Source organism: Rhodococcus sp. NPDC060084, from assembly GCF_042730335.1.
Classification (GTDB): Bacteria; Actinomycetota; Actinomycetes; order Mycobacteriales; family Mycobacteriaceae; genus Rhodococcus.
The window spans coordinates 33,982-52,215 of record NZ_JBHWWX010000012.1 but is presented as its reverse complement, the minus strand read 5'-3'; the positions used below and the strand labels follow the sequence as shown (position 1 = coordinate 52,215).

19 protein-coding genes are annotated in these 18,234 nt (G+C 66.7%); 14 read left to right on the top strand and 5 right to left on the bottom strand.

Features of this window, described 5'->3' with window-relative positions; genetic code table 11:
- Nucleotides 1–16: 16 nt before the first annotated feature.
- Both ACFWBU_RS09425 and ACFWBU_RS09420 read left to right on the top strand, forming a co-directional pair.
- A complete protein-coding gene (locus ACFWBU_RS09425) occupies nt 17–1,531 on the top strand; it encodes an NCS1 family nucleobase:cation symporter-1 (protein ID WP_378528110.1) in 1,515 nt (504 codons plus the stop codon).
- A gap of 4 nt (nt 1,532–1,535) precedes the next feature.
- Nucleotides 1,536–2,273, top strand: coding sequence for an aspartate/glutamate racemase family protein (locus ACFWBU_RS09420; protein WP_169621217.1), 738 nt, complete (start codon nt 1,536–1,538; stop codon nt 2,271–2,273).
- Here the strand turns inward: ACFWBU_RS09420 and ACFWBU_RS09415 are convergent.
- Nucleotides 2,257–3,009 carry an IclR family transcriptional regulator gene (locus tag ACFWBU_RS09415; RefSeq protein ID WP_169621218.1) on the bottom strand — a complete coding sequence of 251 codons (753 nt, stop codon included), beginning with the start codon at nt 3,007–3,009 and terminating at the stop codon, nt 2,257–2,259. The genes ACFWBU_RS09420 and ACFWBU_RS09415 overlap by 17 nt on opposite strands.
- Nucleotides 3,006–4,553, bottom strand: a complete 1,548-nt coding sequence (locus tag ACFWBU_RS09410) for an APC family permease (protein WP_378528109.1) — start codon at nt 4,551–4,553, stop codon at nt 3,006–3,008. Before ACFWBU_RS09410 ends, ACFWBU_RS09415 begins: the two co-directional genes overlap by 4 nt.
- A 363-nt stretch (nt 4,554–4,916) precedes the next feature.
- Here ACFWBU_RS09410 and ACFWBU_RS09405 point away from each other — a divergent pair, with 363 nt between their 5' ends.
- Genes ACFWBU_RS09405 through ACFWBU_RS09370 form a run of 8 tightly spaced genes read left to right on the top strand, consistent with a single transcriptional unit; the run spans nt 4,917 to nt 11,337 of the window.
- Complete coding sequence (locus ACFWBU_RS09405; protein WP_378528108.1) at nt 4,917–5,504, top strand: MauE/DoxX family redox-associated membrane protein; 588 nt, start codon at nt 4,917–4,919, stop codon at nt 5,502–5,504.
- A 43-nt stretch (nt 5,505–5,547) separates the two neighbouring features.
- A complete protein-coding gene (locus ACFWBU_RS09400; protein WP_169621220.1) occupies nt 5,548–6,147 on the top strand; it encodes a redoxin domain-containing protein in 600 nt (199 codons plus the stop codon).
- A 30-nt stretch (nt 6,148–6,177) separates the two neighbouring features.
- Nucleotides 6,178–6,867 carry a methylamine dehydrogenase light chain gene (locus ACFWBU_RS09395; RefSeq protein ID WP_378528107.1) on the top strand — a complete coding sequence of 230 codons (690 nt, stop codon included), beginning with the start codon at nt 6,178–6,180 and terminating at the stop codon, nt 6,865–6,867.
- Nucleotides 6,864–8,174, top strand: coding sequence for a hypothetical protein (locus ACFWBU_RS09390; protein WP_378528106.1), 1,311 nt, complete (start codon nt 6,864–6,866; stop codon nt 8,172–8,174). Before ACFWBU_RS09395 ends, ACFWBU_RS09390 begins: the two co-directional genes overlap by 4 nt.
- The gene (locus ACFWBU_RS09385; protein WP_378528105.1) at nt 8,171–9,754 is read left to right on the top strand and encodes a multicopper oxidase family protein; all 1,584 of its coding nucleotides are present in this window, start codon (nt 8,171–8,173) and stop codon (nt 9,752–9,754) included. Before ACFWBU_RS09390 ends, ACFWBU_RS09385 begins: the two co-directional genes overlap by 4 nt.
- A gap of 10 nt (nt 9,755–9,764) precedes the next feature.
- Nucleotides 9,765–10,106, top strand: a complete 342-nt coding sequence (locus ACFWBU_RS09380; RefSeq protein WP_296551048.1) for a plastocyanin/azurin family copper-binding protein — start codon at nt 9,765–9,767, stop codon at nt 10,104–10,106.
- A gap of 14 nt (nt 10,107–10,120) precedes the next feature.
- Nucleotides 10,121–10,504 (top strand): plastocyanin/azurin family copper-binding protein, encoded by a 384-nt coding sequence (locus tag ACFWBU_RS09375; RefSeq protein WP_378528136.1) that lies wholly within the window; start codon nt 10,121–10,123, stop codon nt 10,502–10,504.
- Nucleotides 10,501–11,337, top strand: coding sequence for a methylamine utilization protein (locus tag ACFWBU_RS09370; protein ID WP_169621224.1), 837 nt, complete (start codon nt 10,501–10,503; stop codon nt 11,335–11,337). The genes ACFWBU_RS09375 and ACFWBU_RS09370 overlap by 4 nt, the downstream gene beginning before the upstream one ends.
- Before the next feature lie 66 nt (nt 11,338–11,403).
- Here the strand turns inward: ACFWBU_RS09370 and ACFWBU_RS09365 are convergent, their stop codons facing one another.
- Together ACFWBU_RS09365 and ACFWBU_RS09360 are read right to left on the bottom strand one after the other, a co-directional pair.
- Entirely contained in the window at nt 11,404–12,279 is an 876-nt protein-coding gene (locus tag ACFWBU_RS09365; protein WP_378528104.1) for an oxidoreductase, read from the bottom strand.
- On the bottom strand, nt 12,269–13,240 hold the full coding sequence (locus ACFWBU_RS09360) for an alpha/beta hydrolase family protein (RefSeq protein ID WP_169651921.1): 972 nt from the start codon (nt 13,238–13,240) through the stop codon (nt 12,269–12,271). The genes ACFWBU_RS09365 and ACFWBU_RS09360 overlap by 11 nt, the downstream gene beginning before the upstream one ends.
- A 187-nt stretch (nt 13,241–13,427) precedes the next feature.
- Between ACFWBU_RS09360 and ACFWBU_RS09355 the strand changes: the two genes are divergently transcribed.
- Both ACFWBU_RS09355 and ACFWBU_RS09350 read left to right on the top strand, forming a co-directional pair.
- The gene (locus ACFWBU_RS09355; protein WP_378528103.1) at nt 13,428–14,348 is read left to right on the top strand and encodes a pseudouridine synthase; all 921 of its coding nucleotides are present in this window, start codon (nt 13,428–13,430) and stop codon (nt 14,346–14,348) included.
- Between the two features lie 29 nt (nt 14,349–14,377).
- Nucleotides 14,378–14,884, top strand: a complete 507-nt coding sequence (locus tag ACFWBU_RS09350) for an SRPBCC family protein (protein ID WP_169621228.1) — start codon at nt 14,378–14,380, stop codon at nt 14,882–14,884.
- On the opposite strand, the gene ACFWBU_RS09345 is transcribed toward ACFWBU_RS09350, so the two are convergent.
- Entirely contained in the window at nt 14,863–15,408 is a 546-nt protein-coding gene (locus ACFWBU_RS09345) for a flavodoxin domain-containing protein (RefSeq protein WP_169621229.1), read from the bottom strand. The two genes, ACFWBU_RS09350 and ACFWBU_RS09345, sit on opposite strands and share 22 nt — an antisense overlap.
- Nucleotides 15,409–15,591: 183 nt before the next feature.
- Between ACFWBU_RS09345 and ACFWBU_RS09340 the strand changes: the two genes are divergently transcribed.
- Both ACFWBU_RS09340 and ACFWBU_RS09335 read left to right on the top strand, forming a co-directional pair.
- Complete coding sequence (locus tag ACFWBU_RS09340; RefSeq protein ID WP_378528102.1) at nt 15,592–17,133, top strand: CHAD domain-containing protein; 1,542 nt, start codon at nt 15,592–15,594, stop codon at nt 17,131–17,133.
- A 92-nt stretch (nt 17,134–17,225) separates the two neighbouring features.
- Complete coding sequence (locus ACFWBU_RS09335) at nt 17,226–18,218, top strand: zinc-binding alcohol dehydrogenase family protein (protein ID WP_169621412.1); 993 nt, start codon at nt 17,226–17,228, stop codon at nt 18,216–18,218.
- Nucleotides 18,219–18,234 lie beyond the last annotated feature (16 nt).

The following is an 18,234-nucleotide window of genomic DNA, read 5'->3' as shown; positions in this document are numbered from 1 at the left end:
CCGCCCAGGAGCACCCATGACCGAAGTGCTGATACCACGCGACGACGCCCCCGTTCCGGGTCCGCCCGCCGCCGATTACGATCCGCGGCTCACCAACGACGACCTGGCACCGCTGAAGAACCAGCGCTGGGGCTCGTACAACATCTTCGCGTTCTGGATGTCCGACGTACACAGCGTCGGCGGCTACGTCACGGCCGGGAGCTTGTTCGCATTGGGCCTGGCGAGCTGGCAGGTCCTCGTCGCCCTCCTGGCGGGCATCACCATCGTCTACTTCTTCTGCAACCTCGTGGCCAAACCGAGCCAGGTCACCGGTGTTCCCTATCCGGTGATCTGCCGCAGTGTCTTCGGCGTGCTGGGTGCGAACATCCCCGCCATCATCCGCGGACTGATCGCGGTGGCGTGGTACGGGATTCAGACTTTTCTCGCCTCGGCCGCACTCGACGTGGTGCTCATCAAACTGTTTCCCTCGCTCGCCCCGTACGCCGTGGTCGCCGACTACGGGTTCGCCGGGCTGTCCGCTCTCGGCTGGGTCAGCTTCCTCACCCTGTGGGTGCTGCAGGCATGCGTGTTCTGGCGCGGCATGGAGTCCATCCGGCGTTTCATCGACTTCTGTGGGCCCGCCGTGTACGTCGTGATGTTCCTGCTGTGCGGATACCTGATCTCGAAGGCCGGCTGGAGTGCGATCGACCTGACGCTGGGCGATGTCACGCACACCGGCTGGTCGTCGGTGCCGGTCATGCTCGGCGCAATCGCCCTGGTGGTCTCGTACTTCTCCGGCCCCATGCTGAACTTCGGAGACTTCTCCCGGTACGGCAAGTCGTTCGGCGCCGTCAAGAAGGGCAACTTCCTCGGTCTCCCCCTCAACTTCCTGGTCTTCTCGCTGCTCGTGGTGATCACCGCGTCGCTGACGCTCCCGGTCTACGGCGAACTGATCACCGACCCGGTCGAAACCGTCGCCCGTATCGACTCCGCCTTCGCTATCGTCCTCGGAGCACTCACCTTCGCGATCGCCACGATCGGCATCAACATCGTCGCGAACTTCATCTCGCCGGCGTTCGACTTCTCGAATGTCAGCCCGCAGAAGATCAGCTGGCGGGCGGGCGGCATGATCGCCGCGGTCGGTTCGATCCTCATCACCCCGTGGAATCTGTACAACAACCCGGAGGTCATCCACTACACCCTGGAAACCCTCGGTGCGTTCATCGGCCCGTTGTTCGGCATTCTCATCGCCGACTACTACCTGGTCCGCAAGCAGAAGGTGATCGTCGACGATCTGTTCACGATGTCCGAGAAGGGGGCCTACTGGTACAGCAAGGGCTACAACCCCGCTGCAGTCGTTGCCACCGTCGTCGGTGCGGCTGTCGCGATGACCCCGGTGCTGTTCAACAACGCCCCCGGCATGAGCGCCGCTGCGCAGTACAGCTGGTTCATCGGGTGCGGGCTCGGCTTCGTCGTCTACCACCTGCTCGCGACCCGCACCCGGTGGGCAGTCCGCATCCCCGAGACCGCCCCCGCGCAGGAAGCCGTCTGATCGCATGTTCCTCAAGGTCGTCAACCCGAACACCACGTGGGCGATGACCGCCAAGATCGAGGCGTGTGCCCGGGCCGTCGCAGGCCCGGGCACACGCCTCGAGGCGGTCAGCCCGGAGATGGGACCGCCGTCGATCGAAAGCCACTACGACGAAGCACTAGCCGTCCCTGGTCTGCTGGCGGAGATCGAGAAGGGAGAGCGCGACGGTGTCGACGGTTACGTGATCGCCTGCTTCGGCGACCCCGGTCTCGATGCGGCGCGGGAGATCGCGGCCGGACCGGTCGTGGGGATCGCCGAGGCCGCCATGCACACCGCGACCCTTCTGGGCCGGAGCTTCTCGGTCGTCACGACACTGGGCCGCACGACCGGGCGGGCCCGGGACCTCGCCGACCGGTACGGGATGCGCGACTCGTGCCGGGGTGTACACGCGTGTGAAGTCCCCGTGCTGGCGCTCGACACCGACCCGGACGCTCGCAAGATCGTCACGGAAGCCTGTCTCGACGCGTTGTGCGCAGACGGATCCGACGTCGTGGTACTCGGCTGCGCGGGGATGGCCGACCTGTGCGCCCAAATCTCTGCCGACCTCGGCGTCCCCGTCGTCGACGGTGTCACCGCGGCAACGCTGACGGTGCAGTCGCTGGTCACCATGGGACTCGTCACCGGAGGGAAGCGCGGCGAGTTCGCGCCTCCGCCTCCGAAACGTTATTCCGGAATGCTGCAGAGCTTCACAACATTCCGGTGAGGCACCGCGACCCGTCGTGAAGGAATGTCAGCTGGTCGTACTCCGCCGGGGACACGCGCAGCGGTGACCCCTGCAAGCAGAGCCCCCCGACCACCTCGGCATCGTGGTTGCGGATCGGCACGGCCAGCGCCGATCGTCCCACGCGGCATTCCTGATTCTCGAACGCGTGACCGACGAGCCGGGTCCTGGACAGCTCCGATTCGAGAACGTCCGGGTCGCAGACGGTGTACTCGGTCAGTTTGCGGAGTTCGAGACCCACGCTCATCCCGGGATTGTGGGCGAGCATCACCTTTCCGAGCGCGTTCGAGTGAAGGTTCTTGGCCAGCAGCGCGATACCGACGATCTCGTGGTCGGGGTCCTGATCGACGAACCGCAGCCTGCCACCGGCGAACGAGGCCACGTGCAACCCGAAACGGGTGTGCGAGCGCAACTCCTCGACCGTCTCGTGCAGTGTGGGTGAGGTGTCCGTCTCCACCGCGGCACGGGACAGTTCGGCGGTGCGCCGCCCGAGAGCGAAGCCCGACAGGTCGGGTACGCGCACCAGGAAACCTTCGGCAACAAGCAGATTGAGCATCCGGTAGGCGGTCGTGGGGGCAACATCGGCAAAGTGGGCGATTTCCTTCGCTGTGGCACCCGGTCCGAGATGCGCCACGGCCTCGAGCATTCCCAGTGCTTTCTGTACAGCCTTGGGCTGCTGCCCACCGAACCCCACTGCGGCGTCGGACTGGGTGGTCATCGCCGGTCTCCCGGCAGCGAATGAGCCGAAACGAGTTGCGGTCGTCCGTCGTCGTCGAGTACCAATTCGCCTGCGCCGGGCAGCAGGTCGGTGGTTTCCGGGCTGTCGAAGGCGCCCATCGTCGCCAGCGACTCCGGCCGGAGCCGCTTCAGCACGGCCGCCCACACCACGCCGGCCAGTCCGACGACGAGCACGGCGGTCGGTATCCCCCACTGCCCGTCGCTGATCCCGGAGAGCGTGAGATATCCGAGCAGTCCGGCGCCCACGCAGGCGATACCCACTGCGACCACGGTGGTCGTGCGGGCATCCTCGCCGATACGTCGCAGGAACCTCAGACACGAGACGGCGAGCAACGTGTAGGCACCGACCACGGCGACCTCCACGAAACCGTCGAACACCACCGAGTCGCCGAGGAAGATCAGCAGGTATGTCCAGGCGCCGATCACCGCTGCGAGGGTGAAGGCGACCACAGCGACATACGGTGTGCGGAATCGTGGATGGACACGCGACAGGCGTCGCGGAACGGTTCCCTCGATACCCATCGCCAGCAACAATCGCGAACCCGCCTGTGCGCATCCCAGCGCCGAGGCGAACCAGGAGAAGGTCACCCCGACCTTGACCGCCACCACCATCGCCGTGCTCGCTCCCGAGGCGGTGCCGTCGAAGTACGCGGCCACGACCACATCCGCGTGCCCGGTCAGTGCTGCCCAACCGGCGAACACGAAGACCGCGCCGCACAGGATCGGGGTGACGAGCACCGCACGGGTCACGGTGATCAGGGGGCGCCGGGCCTCGGCTCCGAAGAACGCCGCACTCTCGAACCCCGCCATTCCGAACACCACGATCAGCGCCAGGAAGGGCAACGTCTGGGCGGCACCGGGTGCGACCGACGGGGTCGGGGCACCGGGATCGGTGACCATCAGGACGCAGATGAGGACCAGGGAACACAGTTCCACGACGAGGATCGCCCGCGTCGCGAGGCGGACACCGCGCACTGCGATGAGCGCGACGACGCTCGCCACGAGCGTTACCTCCACCAGCAGCGGTAGGGTGCCGGATACGGAAATGTCCAGGGCGGTGGCGATTCCCAGCAAGCTCACGGCGGAGTTGGCCAGAACGGACACTGCGATGCCGAGATAACCGAGCAGCAGAGCCGCACCCATCGTGAGGGTGGCGCGTCGGGGAAGACCGTGGAAGGCGAAGCTGTACAACGACCCCGCAGCGGCGAGACGGCGGGTGAACTGGGAGATACAGAAGGCCACCGCAACGACCACCGCGGTGGTGCCGAGGATCGCGGCCAGCCCCGCAACTCCAGGATCGGCGGAAATGATCCACGACGCGATGAAGATCATTCCCGTCGCGGGGGCCACCGTCGACAGGGACTGACCGATCAGGTCGATCTGCGAGAGTTGACGTCGGTTCAGCGCCCGCAGGGGAGAAAACACCGGTGTGACGGCCGGTGCCGTATTCCGGGATCGCGCGATCGCCGCTCCCAGCGCACCACCGATCCGTGACCCACCACCGCCACGCCTGCCGCTCGCCACGGGCACTCCGATCGTCCGTCGGCCCGTCTTCGGACCCGGGCCACCAGCGGAAACAGTAGAACTCCCGTGTTTCCACTTGGTTTCTTCGCCTCATTTGTCTCATTCTTTTCAGAAGTGTGGCGCACGTGACGGTCGTGTGAATCCAAGTGGAAATCGGGGAAGCCCCCGCCACCTGCCACAACGCCGCCTTCCTGCCCTCCGCCGCGATCCGCGTCACACCCCGCCCCGGGTGACCAGCACGAACAGGTCCGGAACGTTGCAGGACACCTTTCCACTCGGCGACCGCACAGTGTTTTCCTGCGCGAAGCAGAAGTGCCGCATCTGCTCATCAGGATTGGCCCGACGACAGAGAGGGCGTGATCCATGTTGTGGGCGATGGTCGCATCGATACTCGGTGGGACGCTCCTGCTCGCGGGCATTCCGAAGCTCCGCGACCGGGACGGGCTGCTGACCGTGGTGAAGGGGTACCGGCTGCTGCCGGACCGGATGGAACGCGTGGTCGCCGGCGCACTGCCGCCGGTCGAGGTTCTCGTGGGAACCGCGTTGATCCTGGGGGTGGCGGGCAGATGGGCGGCTGCGGGCGCCGCGCTGCTGTTCACCGCCTTCGCGTTCGGACTGACCGTGAACCTGGCCCGCGGCCGGCGTGACCTCGACTGCGGGTGCTTCGCGTTCTCCGCGCACGAGGTGCCACGCATCGGCTGGTTCCACGCGGGACGCGCGGCATCGTTCGCTGTCGCCGCACTCGTCCTGGCGGTCACCCACCCGTCCGGGATCGCTCCGCTCGAACAGCTCATCGGAGCCTCGGCCGGATTGCTGACCGTGCTGGCCGTCGTCGCGGTCGTGCAGATCCGATCGGTCGTCCACTTCGGCCGTCGCCCCGTCGACGACTATCTGACTTCCGCCTCGATCAGATTGCGCGCAGTGAGCACCGAGTCGAAGTACGGCTCGTAACCCCCTCTCCGCCGAACCTTTTGCACAGATTGGACTGATTTCGATGACAACTTTTCTTCTGGTAGCCGTCGTGGTGCTCACCGTCGCGGTCGCACTGCTGTTCCTCATGACCCTGGCACTGGCCCGGGAGATCGGTCGCGTCCAGGTGCGCCTCGGGCCGCTGGGTGCGCGGATGATGGACACCGGCCCGAAGGTCGAGCAGGCCGGCCCGTCGTTCGCCGGACTGGTCGATCACGTCGGACGGTCGGTGCGCGTCGGCGGTCACCGCGACAAGGCGCAGCTGCTCATGTTCACCGCTCCCAGCTGCAGCACCTGCAAGAGCCTGCTTCCGGGTCTGCGTGCGATGGCCCGCGCGGAAACCGATCTCGACGTCGTCATCGTGTCCGACGGCACCCCGGAGGAGCACCGGGAGTTCCTGGCCGGCAGCAACATCGGCGACGAACTGAGCTACATCGACGCTCGCGACGTCGGAATCGCCTACCAGGTGGGCACCACACCGTACGGCGTGATCCTCGACGAGCACGGCAAGATCCGCGGTAAGGGCCTGTGCAACCACATGGCCCAGGTCGAGAGTCTGCTCAACGCTCTCGAGTCCGGCACTCCGTCCCTCCAGCACCTGCATGCGCAGGCGAAGTCTGCCTGACCCGTCCCGAGAGAGAGAAGGAGCCCAGCCATGGAAGAACACAACATGACCGAGAACCGATATCCGGTCGATGAGGAAACCGTCCGCGAACAAGCGGACTGGATGGCAGGCAAAGGCGGATCCTTCGTCAGCCGCACAGGACGCAAACTGTCCGAAAGTACCTCGCGCCGTTCGATGCTCAGCAAGATCGGCCGATGGACGATGGGCGTGTCCGGTGTCGCGCTGATCAGTTCGCTGCCGGTCACCCGCAGTGCGATGGCGCAGGAACTGCCGCCGGAGCCTGCGGCACCCGAGGTGCCGGACCCCCAGTTCATCACGTTCGACGGCAAAGATCCGGCCGAGTGCGAGTACTGGCGCTGGTGCAACATGGACGGCACCTCGTGTGCGGCCTGCAACGGCGGCGGCGTGACGACATGTGCTCCCGGCAGCCGTCCGGGCGCCGAGTTCTGGGTGGGATGCTGCACCAACCCGGACACCGGAAAGACCTACCTGATCGCCTATTACGACTGCTGTGGCGCACCGTCGTGCTCCAACGCTTTCTGCGGCGAACCCGACATGCAGGCCATCATGTACAACCCCGTCTCCGGCAGCTACGACCAGGAGATCATCTGGTGCGTCTCGGACGAGTCCCAGGCGTACACCTGCACGATGGCGCCCATCATCGGCGAGGACTGCCAGACCCGCCCCGCAGCTCGTCCGAAGGTCGGTGCCGGAGCATGACATCTCGATCCAGCAAGCGCATTCCCCGTACCGCCGCGATCGCCGTTCCGCTCGCCGCCGCGATCGTTCTCACCGGATGCAGTTCGAACGACGACGAGAGTCCGGCCGCCGGCGAGGTCACCTATCCGACCGTGCCATTCACGACTCCCGGTGAAGGCATCGGTCTCGGTAGCGAGGACCAGGAGATCGGTTCGACGTTCCCCGAGCCGGTGCACGTGGCCGAAATCGAGCCGATCAAGTCGACCGACCTGCTCGCCGTCGGTCCCGGCGGTCTCGAGATCGGCGTCAATGCGCTCGATCCCGTAACAGGCGTCGCGGGAACCCGTTTCGTCGTGGGTCCGGGCATCTGGGATCCGGTGATCCACGGTTTCGTCGGCGAGACACCCAGCGATCCCGCCGTTCTCGCGGCCGAGGTGTGGCGTCCCCGCGGGTCGCGCGGTGCCGCCGACTTCACCGTCAGCACGTACTCGGGCAACCTGCTCGAGCCCTCGGAGGTCGTCCTCCCCGATTACGCGCGTGTCCACTCACGGCAAGGCTCCAATGCGGTGACCTCGGACGGCAAGTACTTCGTGAGCTGGGACGACGGTCTGTACGGCGTGCGGGTCGTGGACCTCGAGGCGAAGAAGGAGAGCGGCGCACTGCAGATCATCGGCTGCGGGCCGTTCACCTGGCTGGTCGGGCACGAGCTCTACAGCGTCTGCGAGGACACCCGGGAGTTGATCCAGATCTCGATCGACGACGCGGGTATTCCCACCGAAACCGCGCGGGCCAAGGTCCTCCCCGACGACTTCGTCAGCAATCGCAAGGTCACCTGGGCCGCCGAGGCTCAGAAGGCTCTCCTGGTCGGCGCGAACGGCGATGTGTACGTCTTCGACTTCTCGAACGGTCTCCCGTCGGGTGACGTCACACCGATCGGGAATGCGGGACAGGATTCGGGCCGGTTCTCCGGCAACGCCATCAACAACCCGGGCACCCGGATCGCAATCGAATACACCGACTCGGTAGTCCACCCCCACTCCGCCCGTGGCGGCGACGTGGTGAAGATCGAACTCTACGACGCAGCCACGTTCGCGCCCGTGAAGACCCTCGATCTGGCGGCGCTCGGGCTCACCGGCATCTCGAGCATGGCCTTCTCGGTCGACGGCAAGACGCTGTACGTGGTGGGATCCGGCCCGGAGGTGGACGGTGAATCCGCGCAGACGATCGTGGGGATCGCCGCCGAGACCGGCGAACAGGTCAGTTCGGTGGAGGTCACGGGAACCGTCGAAGACGTCGGGACACTCCTGACACCTCAGGTGCTCGAATGACCCGGTCAGGACCCATCCTCGATCGGCGGGGTTTCCTCCGCATCGGCTCCTTCGGAGCCGGTGCGGTGGGCCTCGGGGTGCTCGGCCTCGGTGCCGCCTCGTGTAGCTCGGAGCAGGCGGAGCCGGCAGCAGCCCTCGACTACATCGCTCCCACCGACCCCGAGATCGCGGCGGCGGAAGCAGCTCGAGGATGGAACGGGCGCGAGGTCCCTGTCGCACTGACGGCGGCGGTGGCCACCGTGGACCTCGGTGGGCGTCTCGTCGACACGTGGTCGTACGGCGGTCGCGCGGTGGCACCCGAACTGCGGGCGAGCGTGCGAGACAAGATGCTCGTGTCGGTGCGCAACGACCTGCCCACGGACACGACTCTGCATTGGCACGGCATCCGTATTCGCAACGACATGGACGGTGCCGCTCCGGTTACCCAGGACCCGATCGGGACCGGGGGCGACTTCCTGTACGACTTCGTCGTCCCGGACCCGGGCACCCACTGGTACCACTCGCACAGCGGCCTGCAAGCAGATCGTGGCCTGTTCGGTGCGCTGGTGATCGAGGATCCGGACGACACGTCCGGCGCCGATGTCGACGCGGTACTCGTTCTCGACGACTGGGTCGACGGACTCGGCACCACTCCCGAGGCCGTGCTGTCCGCGCTCAATCCCGCGATCTCCGGCGGTCACGGCGGTCACGGGGGCCACGGGGGTGGCGCTGCGGTGGAACACACCGCCGACGAGAGTTCTGCCGCACTGGCACTGGTCTCCGGGGGCCACGGTTCGTCCGATCCGTTGGGCGGCATGACCCAGCACATCGGGTACCCGCTGCACCTGATCAACGGGCGACCGCCGAACGACCCCGAGGTCGTGACAGCGGCACCGGGAAGCCGGGTTCGGCTGCGGATCGTCAACGCTGCCGCCGAGACGCCGTACCGGTTCGCGGTGGCGGGCCACGAACTGACCGTGATCGCTGCCGACGGCTTCGACGTCACGCCCACCACCACCGACACCCTGATCATCGGGATGGCGCAGCGGTACGACGTGCTCGTCACGCTGAAGTCCGGTGCGTGGCCGATCGTCGCGAAAGTCGAGGGCCGGGACGGGTATGCGTCGTCGGTACTGCGCTCGAACGACGCCGCGCCGCTGCCGAACCCCGACATCGGGGGTTCGATCGCAGAACTCGGCGGACGTCTGCTTCCCGAGAGCGCACTGCGGCCGGCCGATTCGGTCCGCCTGGAATCTCGTTCGCCCGACAGGGATTACCGGGTGGAGCTGATCCAGGCCGGGGACCGCTACGTATGGGGTATGGCCGGGCCGGACGCCGGAAAACTGGTGATGCGCGAAGGCGAACGGATCCGCATCACGATGGCGAACAACAGCACGATGTGGCACCCGATGCACACGCACGGACACACCTTCGCGGTGCCGGAGTACGGAGGACTCCGGCGCGACACCGTCAACGTGCTCCCCGGCACCGAACTCGCCATCGAGTTCGATGCCGACAATCCTGGCGAGTGGATGTTCCACTGCCACAATGCCTATCACTTCGAGGCAGGGATGACCGCGAACCTGCGGTACATCCGATGAGAGGACAGCTGTGAAGAAACTGACAACCCTTGCCGTGGCACTGGTCGCCTCCGCCGCGCTGACCGCGTGCGGTTCGTCCGACACTTCGGACGAACCTGCCGTGGTCATCGATGTGGCGAACATGGCCTATTCGCCCGCCTCGGTCACGATCGAGGCCGGGCAGACCGTGCAGTGGCGCTTCGACGACAACGGCCTGCCCCACGACGTCGCGGGTGACGGTCCGCTCGAAGGCATTCTGCAGAGCGAACTGCTCACCGAGGGCACGTACGAGTACACCTTCGACGATCCGGGCACCTACACGTACCACTGCACGCCGCACAAGTCGATGGTCGGCACCGTCATCGTCCAGTAGTGCGGCAGCCGGTAATGCTGCACCACAACCGAATCGGACGCTGGGCGATCACCGCCGGGATCGCCGCAGTGCCCCTGACAGGATGCGCCGTCGCAGACACTCCCGACGCGGTGATCGAGATCAGCAATGTGCAGTTCAGTCCGATGGACGCCACGGTCGGAGTCGGCGACACCGTCGAATGGCGGTTCGACGACGGCGGCCTCCTCCACCACGTGGAGTCGCCCGGCGAGTTCGACAGCGGGATCACCGGCGACGGCACCTATTCGTACACGTTCGACCGTCCCGGCACCTACACCTATACCTGCTCGATCCACCCGTACATGACCGGAACGGTCACCGTCCGCCGAGAAACGAGCGGGACTTTCGTACACAGCAACGACTCTGGAGGTTTCCGATGACCACCGTCCTCACCCACGAACCGATCTCCACCGATCTCCCCGATATCCGCCCGACGCTCGCGGGCGCCGTATCCACCACTGCGCGGCTCGGCCTGGCCGCCGGTGCCGCAGTGGCCGGCGCCGGTGCCGCGACGCTCGCGGCACCGACGGCGGCGACGGCTCTGACCGCCGCAGTCGTCGGCGCCGGGCTCGTCACCTCGCTCGCGGCGAACTGGTCCACCTGCGGAATGTCCGTGGCCGGTGTCGTCGCGGCCCCGAAACAGCCCGGCCGCAAAGGAGCATCGACCCCGCTCCGACGACTGGGCTGGCACGCGCTCGGATCGGTAAGCACCGGTGCCGTCACCGGCGCCGTCCTCGGTGCACTCGGTTCGGTCACGGCGGCGAACCTGTCCCCGTTGTGGTTGCTGTTCGGATGGGCCGTGTTCGCGCTGGCCTACGGCTTGCACGAGATCGGCGTCGTGTCGATGCCTGCTCCGATGCGACGGCAGCAGTTGCCCCGGCACCTGCGGCGGACCATGTCTCCGTGGAAGGTGTCGCTGCTGTTCGGCGCGATCATCGGCCCCGGATTCCTGATCTTCATCCGGTCCAGCGCGTACTACCTGCTCGTGCTCGGTGTGCTCGCCGTCGGGTCGCCCGCCCTCGGCGCCGCGATGTTCACCGTCGTGTCCCTCGGCCGGTGCATGCCGAGTGTCGCAGCGATCGCGCACACCCGTCGCGGTGGCTCGATGCCGGGCTTCCTGTCGGTGATGTGTGTCGTCGACCGCCGCGTGCAGGCCGTGACGGGTGCCGCCCTGGTGGGCCTCGCCGCGTTCGCCGCGATCTCGCTGATCTGACGCGGGCATACCGACGCAGGTGCCCCGGATCTTCACGGATCCGGGGCACCTGCGTCGAACCTGTTCTCAGAGACCGAACTGCACACCCGTGACGCGCTCGGACAGCTCCCACAGCCGGCGTGCCGCCTCGGGATCGCGAGCCCGCGCGGAGCAGCCCGCGGTGTGCGGCGACCCGTAGAGTTCGAGAAAACCGTCGGGACCGATGTAGCCGCCCCGCAGTCCCGGCTCGGTGGCGGCGTAGAGCACGGATTCGGCGCCCTGCTCCGGGGTGCGCTGCAGAATCTTCTTGCCGAACCCGAAGAGCCGGTCGAACCAGGTGCCGGTGTGGCTCCCGACCTCGGTGGCCGCATATCCCGGATGTGCGGCGAGCGACCTGACCGTTGATCCGCTCGCGTCGAGTCGCCGAGCCAGTTCGAAACTGAACATCAGGTTTGCGAGCTTCGACTGGGCGTACGCGGCAGCGCGGTGGTACCGCCGCTGCTCCCAGTTCGGATCGTCCAGGTCGACGCGCCCGAGGCGATGCGCGGCGCTGGAGACGGTCACCACCCGATCCGTGACCATGTCCAGCAACAGTCCCGTCAACGCGAAGTGCCCGAAGTAGTTGGTGCCCATCTGCATCTCGAATCCGTCGGCGGTCCGCTGCAGCGGTACGGCCATCACACCGGCGTTGTTGATGAGCACGTCGATCGTCTCGTGGGTGTCCCGCAAGCCGCACGCGAACTTGCGCACCGAGGCCAGTTCGGACAGGTCCAATCGGTGCACCGACGCCCTCGGGCCTATCGTCTCGGCGACGCGCGCACCTTTGTCCACGTTGCGGCACGCCAGGACGACGTTGGCGCCGGCAGCACCGAGCGCTATGGCCGTCGCCTCCCCCACGCCGCCGGTCGGACCGGTCACCACGAAGGTCCGGCCCACCTGCGACGTGGACGCGTCAGGCGCCAATCGAGTTCTTCATCATCGGAAGCATCGCCCACAGTTCGTCCTGCCAGTAGCCCCACGAGTGGGTGCCGGCGATCGGGAACGAGAAGTGGGCGGTGTCGATTCCGAGCGTGGCGAGCCGTATCTGGAATGCGCGGTTCTGGACACGGGCAATGGACTCGAGACCCATCGCATTCGCCGTGTTGAACACACCGATCGCCGAGTCGGGGCGGTCGTGCTGTCCGGGAAGACCGGTCGACGCGGAGATCCACATCGGCAGTCCCCGCAGCATGGGAGCGGCGACGAAGGGATCGTGCCGGAGCCACGCCGGATCCCACGGCGGGCCCCACATCGCGTCGGAGTTGTAGCCGCCGGCGTCGAGCATCGCCAACCGGATGGCTTCCCGCATGCCGGGTGCCGACAGGTTGAGGTATCCGGACATCGACCCGGCGAACGTGAACTGGTCGCGGTGATGAGCCGCGAGGATCAGTGCCGCGTTGCCGCCCATCGACAACCCGACCACGGCGTTGCTGCCGCGACTGATCCCGTAGACGGCGGCGAGATGGTCGGGAAGATTCCGGGTCAGGAACGATTCCCACTTGTACGTGTAGGGCTGCGCGTTGAAGTTGCTCGGGGCGTACCAGTCCGCGTAGAAACTCGACTGACCACCGACCGGCATGATCACGTTGACGCCGTGGTCCGAGAGCCACGCGGCGTTGGTCTCGTGTTCCCACCCGCTGACGTTGTCGGTCGCACGCAACCCGTCGAGTAGGTAGACCGCCTTGTTGCTGCCGTTGTTCGCGCGCCAGATGCGAACCTTGATCTGGCCGACGCCACCGGGCGCTGCGACCCAGTCCTCGTGGAATCGCGAATACGGGTCGGCGGATGCGGTGCCCGCACTCACCCCCGTGAACACGAGCGTCAGCGGAAGAACCACGGCCACGAGCAGGCGGACGAGAGCGCGCCGACTCGGTCGCCGACTCATAGTTCCGGACGAGTTCTTCACACCAAGATCCCCCTTGCACATGTGTAACATTCGTCACTTCCGACCCAGGCTATGTGGGTGCGGATACCCGTTGAAGGCTTACACACAATCGTTATCCTGCAAAGCCCAACCGTTATCCCGCGGAGCCCCAGAAGGCCCGGAAACACGCCCCGCTACCGTGGGAGTCGTGCCCGACGCTCCGCTCCCCATCCGCGACGGTCTGAACCCGTCACGACTCCGTCTACCGGAAAACAGCAGGTGGGGCACGGTAGCCGAGTATCTCCTCGAGCGCTTCCCGGATGACGCCCGTCGAATCCGGGAGAAAATCCGAGACGGCGAAGTCGTCGGTGGAGACGGAACCGTGATTACCTTCGGCACGCCCTACCGCGAGCGTTCGTTCGTGTATCTCTACCGTGATCCTCCGGTGGAATCACGCGTGCCCTTCGACATCGACATCCTGTATCGCGACGACACTCTCCTCGTCGTCGACAAGCCCCACTTCCTGGCGACGACACCCCGCGGATCCTGGGTGGCCGAAACCGCTCTGGTGCGACTGCGCCGGGAACTCGATCTGCCGGAACTCTCGCCGGTCCACCGGCTCGACCGGCTGACCGCCGGTGTCCTCGTCTTCACCGTCCGTCGCGAGGCTCGTCGCGCCTACCAGATGATGTTCGAACAACGCCTCGTCGAGAAGGAATACGAGGCGATCGCACCCCGCGCCGACGACCTCGTCTTTCCCCGCGAGGTGAGCAGCCGCATCGTCAAGGAGAGGGGCTCGCTGCAGGCACGGGAGGTGCCGGGGCCGGTCAACGCGGTGACGCGGATCGACCTTCTCGACACGGACGGTGACATCGCCCGGTACCGCCTGCGTCCCCGGACCGGAAAGACGCATCAGCTTCGGGTCCACATGAGTTCGTCGGGCATCCCGATTCTCGGCGACAATCTGTATCCGGATGTGTACGACGTTGCCCCCCGGGACTATTCGAACCCCCTGCAGTTGCTCGCCGCTGCCGTCGAGTTCGACGACCCCGTGACGGGTCGCCGGACCCGCTTCACAAGCCGCAGAAACCTGTCAGCATGGAGGCACCACACACCAGGACCCCGTTGACGGCACGGGTTCACGTCTTGGAGGTTCTCATGGAGATCGGCTCCGTTTCGCGTACCTACGACGGCCGCGTCGCCCTGCGTTTCCAACGGGCCTTCCCCTATTCGCCGGATCGGGTGTGGAGGGTGCTCACCGACCCCGAATGCCTTCGGTGCTGGTTTCCCGCGGCCGTCGAATTCGAACTCGCGCCCGGCATACCCGTCGAGTTCCACCGCGCCGACGAGCGCGCCGGTGGTTCGGGACCGCTTTCGGGGCACACCAGCGACGGCAGCATCCTGGTGGTGCGGCCGGGCCACGTCCTCGAGTACCTCTGGGATTCGGACGTGGTGCATTGGGAGATCGCCCCGGACGGCTCCGGCGGGTGCTGGCTCACCCTCACCCACACAGCCGAGGACGAGGACGACGCGCTCGCGCACGGCGCGGGCTGGCATGCCGGGTTCGAGGTGATAGAAGCTCAGCTCGAGGGCCGGCCCATCGACTGGTCACCCCGGGAACGGGCGGCCGAGCTGGCCGAGCACTACCGCCGGCCGTCGGCCTGACCCGCCGTGACGATGTGGTTCTCCTCCGGCGCGTCGCGTTCCGACACCCTGTCGACAATTTCCGTGGCCCACGATCCGATCGCGTCCCAGTCGCGGAAGTCACCGGCCTTGACGCCCCACATCCGCGCAATCGCACGCTCGCCCGCACCGAGAGTCGACGGGTCGAGCTTGCCCGTCAGCATCCGGTGCCCGCGCGCACCCGTCCGATTCTCGACGGACGACACCCCGTACGAGCTGTTCGCAGCGCGAAGGCCCTTGGTCACGGGAACGGATGAGAAGAGGAAGACGTCTCGATGACGCAACGCGTCCTCGTGCGCACGCACGAACGCCCGAGCCGCCCGGAGCCATCGGAACCGGTACACCGGGCTTCCGAGCACGACGGCGTTGTACCCGTCGAGGCTGCCGACCTGCTCGGGGGGCACCACGTCGACCTGCGCACCGCGGTGCCGCATCGCCGCGGCCAGCGCCGTGGCGATCTCCGCCGTGGAGCCGTGCTTGCTCGCCGCCGCCACCAAAATCCTCATGCCCATCCTCCGCTACTCGCGAGTACGCACCATGATCACGTGCCACATTCTGTTCGGCCAGGGTCGAAGGACCCTTCGCCCGCCCGTTTCGCGTCACATACGCCGACGATTCGGGACATTCCGGACACGGGATGGCAGTGTGGGATTCGGGTACCCACCACAGACCCGAACAGGAGTTCATAGATGCCTCAGCGCCCCACCGTGTCGTCGGCCACCGAAACGGAACGGAAATACACGGCCGGAGGCTCGGCGTCACTGCCCGACCTGACCGGACTTCCGCGCGTGTCCGTCGTCGAGGTGGATACGGTGGAGTTGTCCGCGCAGTATTACGACACCGCCGACCTACGGCTCCTGCAGTCGGCAATCACCCTGCGACGACGTGAGGGCGGAGACGACGCCGGCTGGCACGTCAAGCTCCCCAACGGGGCGGACACCCGGACCGAACTTCACTTTCCCCTGGCCGACGCGGACGGGAAGTCCGCGGACGAGCCCCCTGCCGAATTGATGAATCTTCTCGTCGGAGTGCGGCGCGGACTGCCGGTCTCCCTCGCGGCACTTCTCACGACGACCCGACATCGCCACCGGATTCGCGGGAAGGACGAGACGCTGCTCGCAGAAGTCGTCGAGGACGATGTCGTAGCGGTGCGCGGCGGCGACGACGAAGAAATGCACTGGCAGGAGATCGAGGTCGAAGCGGGCTCTTCGCTGGGCCGCGGCGACCGGTCCACACTGCTCGACGCCATCGAGGAACGTCTCACCGCCGCCGGGATCGTCCGCTCGCCCAGCCCGTCCAAGGTGCACCGCGTTCTGGGCGACCTCCTCCCTGCGGCACCCGAACTCGGCGAGGCCGCCCGCTTCCTGCGCGACTATCTCGCGCGCGAACTCCACGCGCTGGAACTGTCCGACATCGCGGTACGCCGCGACGAGCCCGACGCGATCCACAGCATGCGCAAGGCCTCTCGTCGTATCCGGAGCGCCCTGCAGACCTACGCCGACGATTTCGCTCTCGGCGACGCCCTCGTCGACGAACTCCGGTGGTTCGGCCGCCGGCTCAGCCCGTCGCGCGATCTGGAAGTGCAGTGGAAACGCCTGGCAGGCCAGGTCGACGAGATTCCGGGCGACCGCCACCGCGAAGCAACGAAATCACGTATCGACGAGTACTTTTCGGCCAAGACGGGCGCGGCGCGCACCGCTGCACTCGCGACCCTCGATTCGGAGCGGTATCTCGTGATGCTGCGTTCCCTCGACGACCTCGTCGGCGGGTTGGGGAGCACCCCTCCGGCGCGATCCCGTAAGTCCGCGCTGGACCCGGAGAAACTGACGCGCAGCGTCGCTACGGTGGCGAAGAAGGTCGACAAACGTGTTGCCCGCGTTCGGAAAGCACACGATCCGCACGAACGTGACGAACTGATGCACCGGGCACGCAAGGGCGCCAAGCGGATGCGCTACGCGATCGAGGTGATCGCTCCTCTGCATCCGAAGCGCACCGCCCGGATCCTCGACCGATTCGACGAATTCCAGGACATGCTCGGAGAGTTCCAGGACTCCGTCGTTTCCCGAGAACACCTGTTGGACATCGTCTCCGATCAAGGTCACACCGCCGAGTCCAGCTTCGGCCTGGGAATCCTGTATCGGCTCGAGACCGAGGTGGGCCGGCGCCAGGCAGCCCAACTGGAACCCGCGTGGAAAAGTGCCCTCGGATCGGCCGGGAAGCTCTGGGAATGAGCAGGTCCTCCGACTCTGGCACGGTGCTCGCCGAACCGACATGATGGAGAACAGGCGACTGAGGAGGTAGCCACATGGGCGTCCCCGACACGATGCGGGCATGGCGCGTCGAGTCCCCGGCTCCGATCGAGGCCCGTCCCCTGAAGTCCGTGCGCGTTCCGGTCCCCAGGCCGGGACCCGACGAATTGCTCGTACGTGTCCTCTCGTGCGGGGTGTGCCGAACCGACCTGCACGTCGCGGAAGGAGACCTCCCGGTCCACCGCCCGGGCGTCGTGCCGGGCCACGAGATCGTCGGGGAGATCGTCGGCGGCGACCTGGGAGCCCATCGCCTCGGTGACCGGGTGGGGATTCCGTGGTTGCGGAGCACGTGCGGACGGTGCCGGTATTGCCGCCGCGGAGACGAGAACCTCTGCCCTCGTTCCACATACACCGGATGGGATGCAGACGGTGGTTACGCCGAATACGCCACGGTTCCGCGCGACTACGCTCTCGCACTGCCCGGGGGATACACCGACGCGGAACTCGCGCCGCTGCTGTGCGCGGGGATCATCGGGTACCGGGCCCTGCTGCGTGCGTCCCTTCCGGAAGGCGGTGTGCTCGGTGTCTACGGCTTCGGCGGCAGCGCCCATCTCGCCTCCCAGGTCGCGATCGCACGCGGTGCGCGAGTACACGTGATGACACGTGGCGCAGATGCCGCATCGCTGGCGCTCGAACTCGGCGCGTCCTCCGCGCAGGGCGCCTACGACCCTCCACCCGAGCCCCTGGATTCGGCGATCCTGTTCGCCCCGGTGGGAGATCTGGTACCGCTTGCCCTGTCCGCGTTGGATTCCGGCGGAACACTCGCTATCGCAGGGATCCACCTGAGCGATATCCCGATGCTGAACTATCAGCGGCATCTGTTCAGGGAGAGGCAGATTCGAAGTGTCACCGCCAACACCAGATCGGATGCGCGGGCTTTTCTCGAGTTCGCGGGCGAGCACAGAATGCACGTGACCACGACGCCTTACCCGCTCGAGCACGCCGACCGCGCCTTGGCCGATCTCGCGGCCGGCCGATTCGCCGGAGCTGCGGTCATCGTGGCGTAGCGTAATCCCCGTAGTC

Excerpts from the sequence above, each read along its gene's own strand:
- ACFWBU_RS09425 (WP_378528110.1), top strand. The coding sequence starts at position 17 with ATGACCGAAGTGCTGATACCACGCGACGACGCCCCCGTTCCGGGTCCG.
- ACFWBU_RS09420 (WP_169621217.1), top strand. The coding sequence starts at position 1,536 with ATGTTCCTCAAGGTCGTCAACCCGAACACCACGTGGGCGATGACCGCC.
- ACFWBU_RS09415 (WP_169621218.1), bottom strand. The coding sequence starts at position 3,009 with ATGACCACCCAGTCCGACGCCGCAGTGGGGTTCGGTGGGCAGCAGCCC.
- ACFWBU_RS09405 (WP_378528108.1), top strand. The coding sequence starts at position 4,917 with ATGTTGTGGGCGATGGTCGCATCGATACTCGGTGGGACGCTCCTGCTC.
- ACFWBU_RS09400 (WP_169621220.1), top strand. The coding sequence starts at position 5,548 with ATGACAACTTTTCTTCTGGTAGCCGTCGTGGTGCTCACCGTCGCGGTC.
- ACFWBU_RS09395 (WP_378528107.1), top strand. The coding sequence starts at position 6,178 with ATGGAAGAACACAACATGACCGAGAACCGATATCCGGTCGATGAGGAA.
- ACFWBU_RS09390 (WP_378528106.1), top strand. The coding sequence starts at position 6,864 with ATGACATCTCGATCCAGCAAGCGCATTCCCCGTACCGCCGCGATCGCC.
- ACFWBU_RS09385 (WP_378528105.1), top strand. The coding sequence starts at position 8,171 with ATGACCCGGTCAGGACCCATCCTCGATCGGCGGGGTTTCCTCCGCATC.
- ACFWBU_RS09375 (WP_378528136.1), top strand. The coding sequence starts at position 10,121 with ATGCTGCACCACAACCGAATCGGACGCTGGGCGATCACCGCCGGGATC.
- ACFWBU_RS09370 (WP_169621224.1), top strand. The coding sequence starts at position 10,501 with ATGACCACCGTCCTCACCCACGAACCGATCTCCACCGATCTCCCCGAT.
- ACFWBU_RS09360 (WP_169651921.1), bottom strand. The coding sequence starts at position 13,240 with ATGAGTCGGCGACCGAGTCGGCGCGCTCTCGTCCGCCTGCTCGTGGCC.
- ACFWBU_RS09350 (WP_169621228.1), top strand. The coding sequence starts at position 14,378 with ATGGAGATCGGCTCCGTTTCGCGTACCTACGACGGCCGCGTCGCCCTG.
- ACFWBU_RS09345 (WP_169621229.1), bottom strand. The coding sequence starts at position 15,408 with ATGAGGATTTTGGTGGCGGCGGCGAGCAAGCACGGCTCCACGGCGGAG.
- ACFWBU_RS09340 (WP_378528102.1), top strand. The coding sequence starts at position 15,592 with ATGCCTCAGCGCCCCACCGTGTCGTCGGCCACCGAAACGGAACGGAAA.
- ACFWBU_RS09335 (WP_169621412.1), top strand. The coding sequence starts at position 17,226 with ATGCGGGCATGGCGCGTCGAGTCCCCGGCTCCGATCGAGGCCCGTCCC.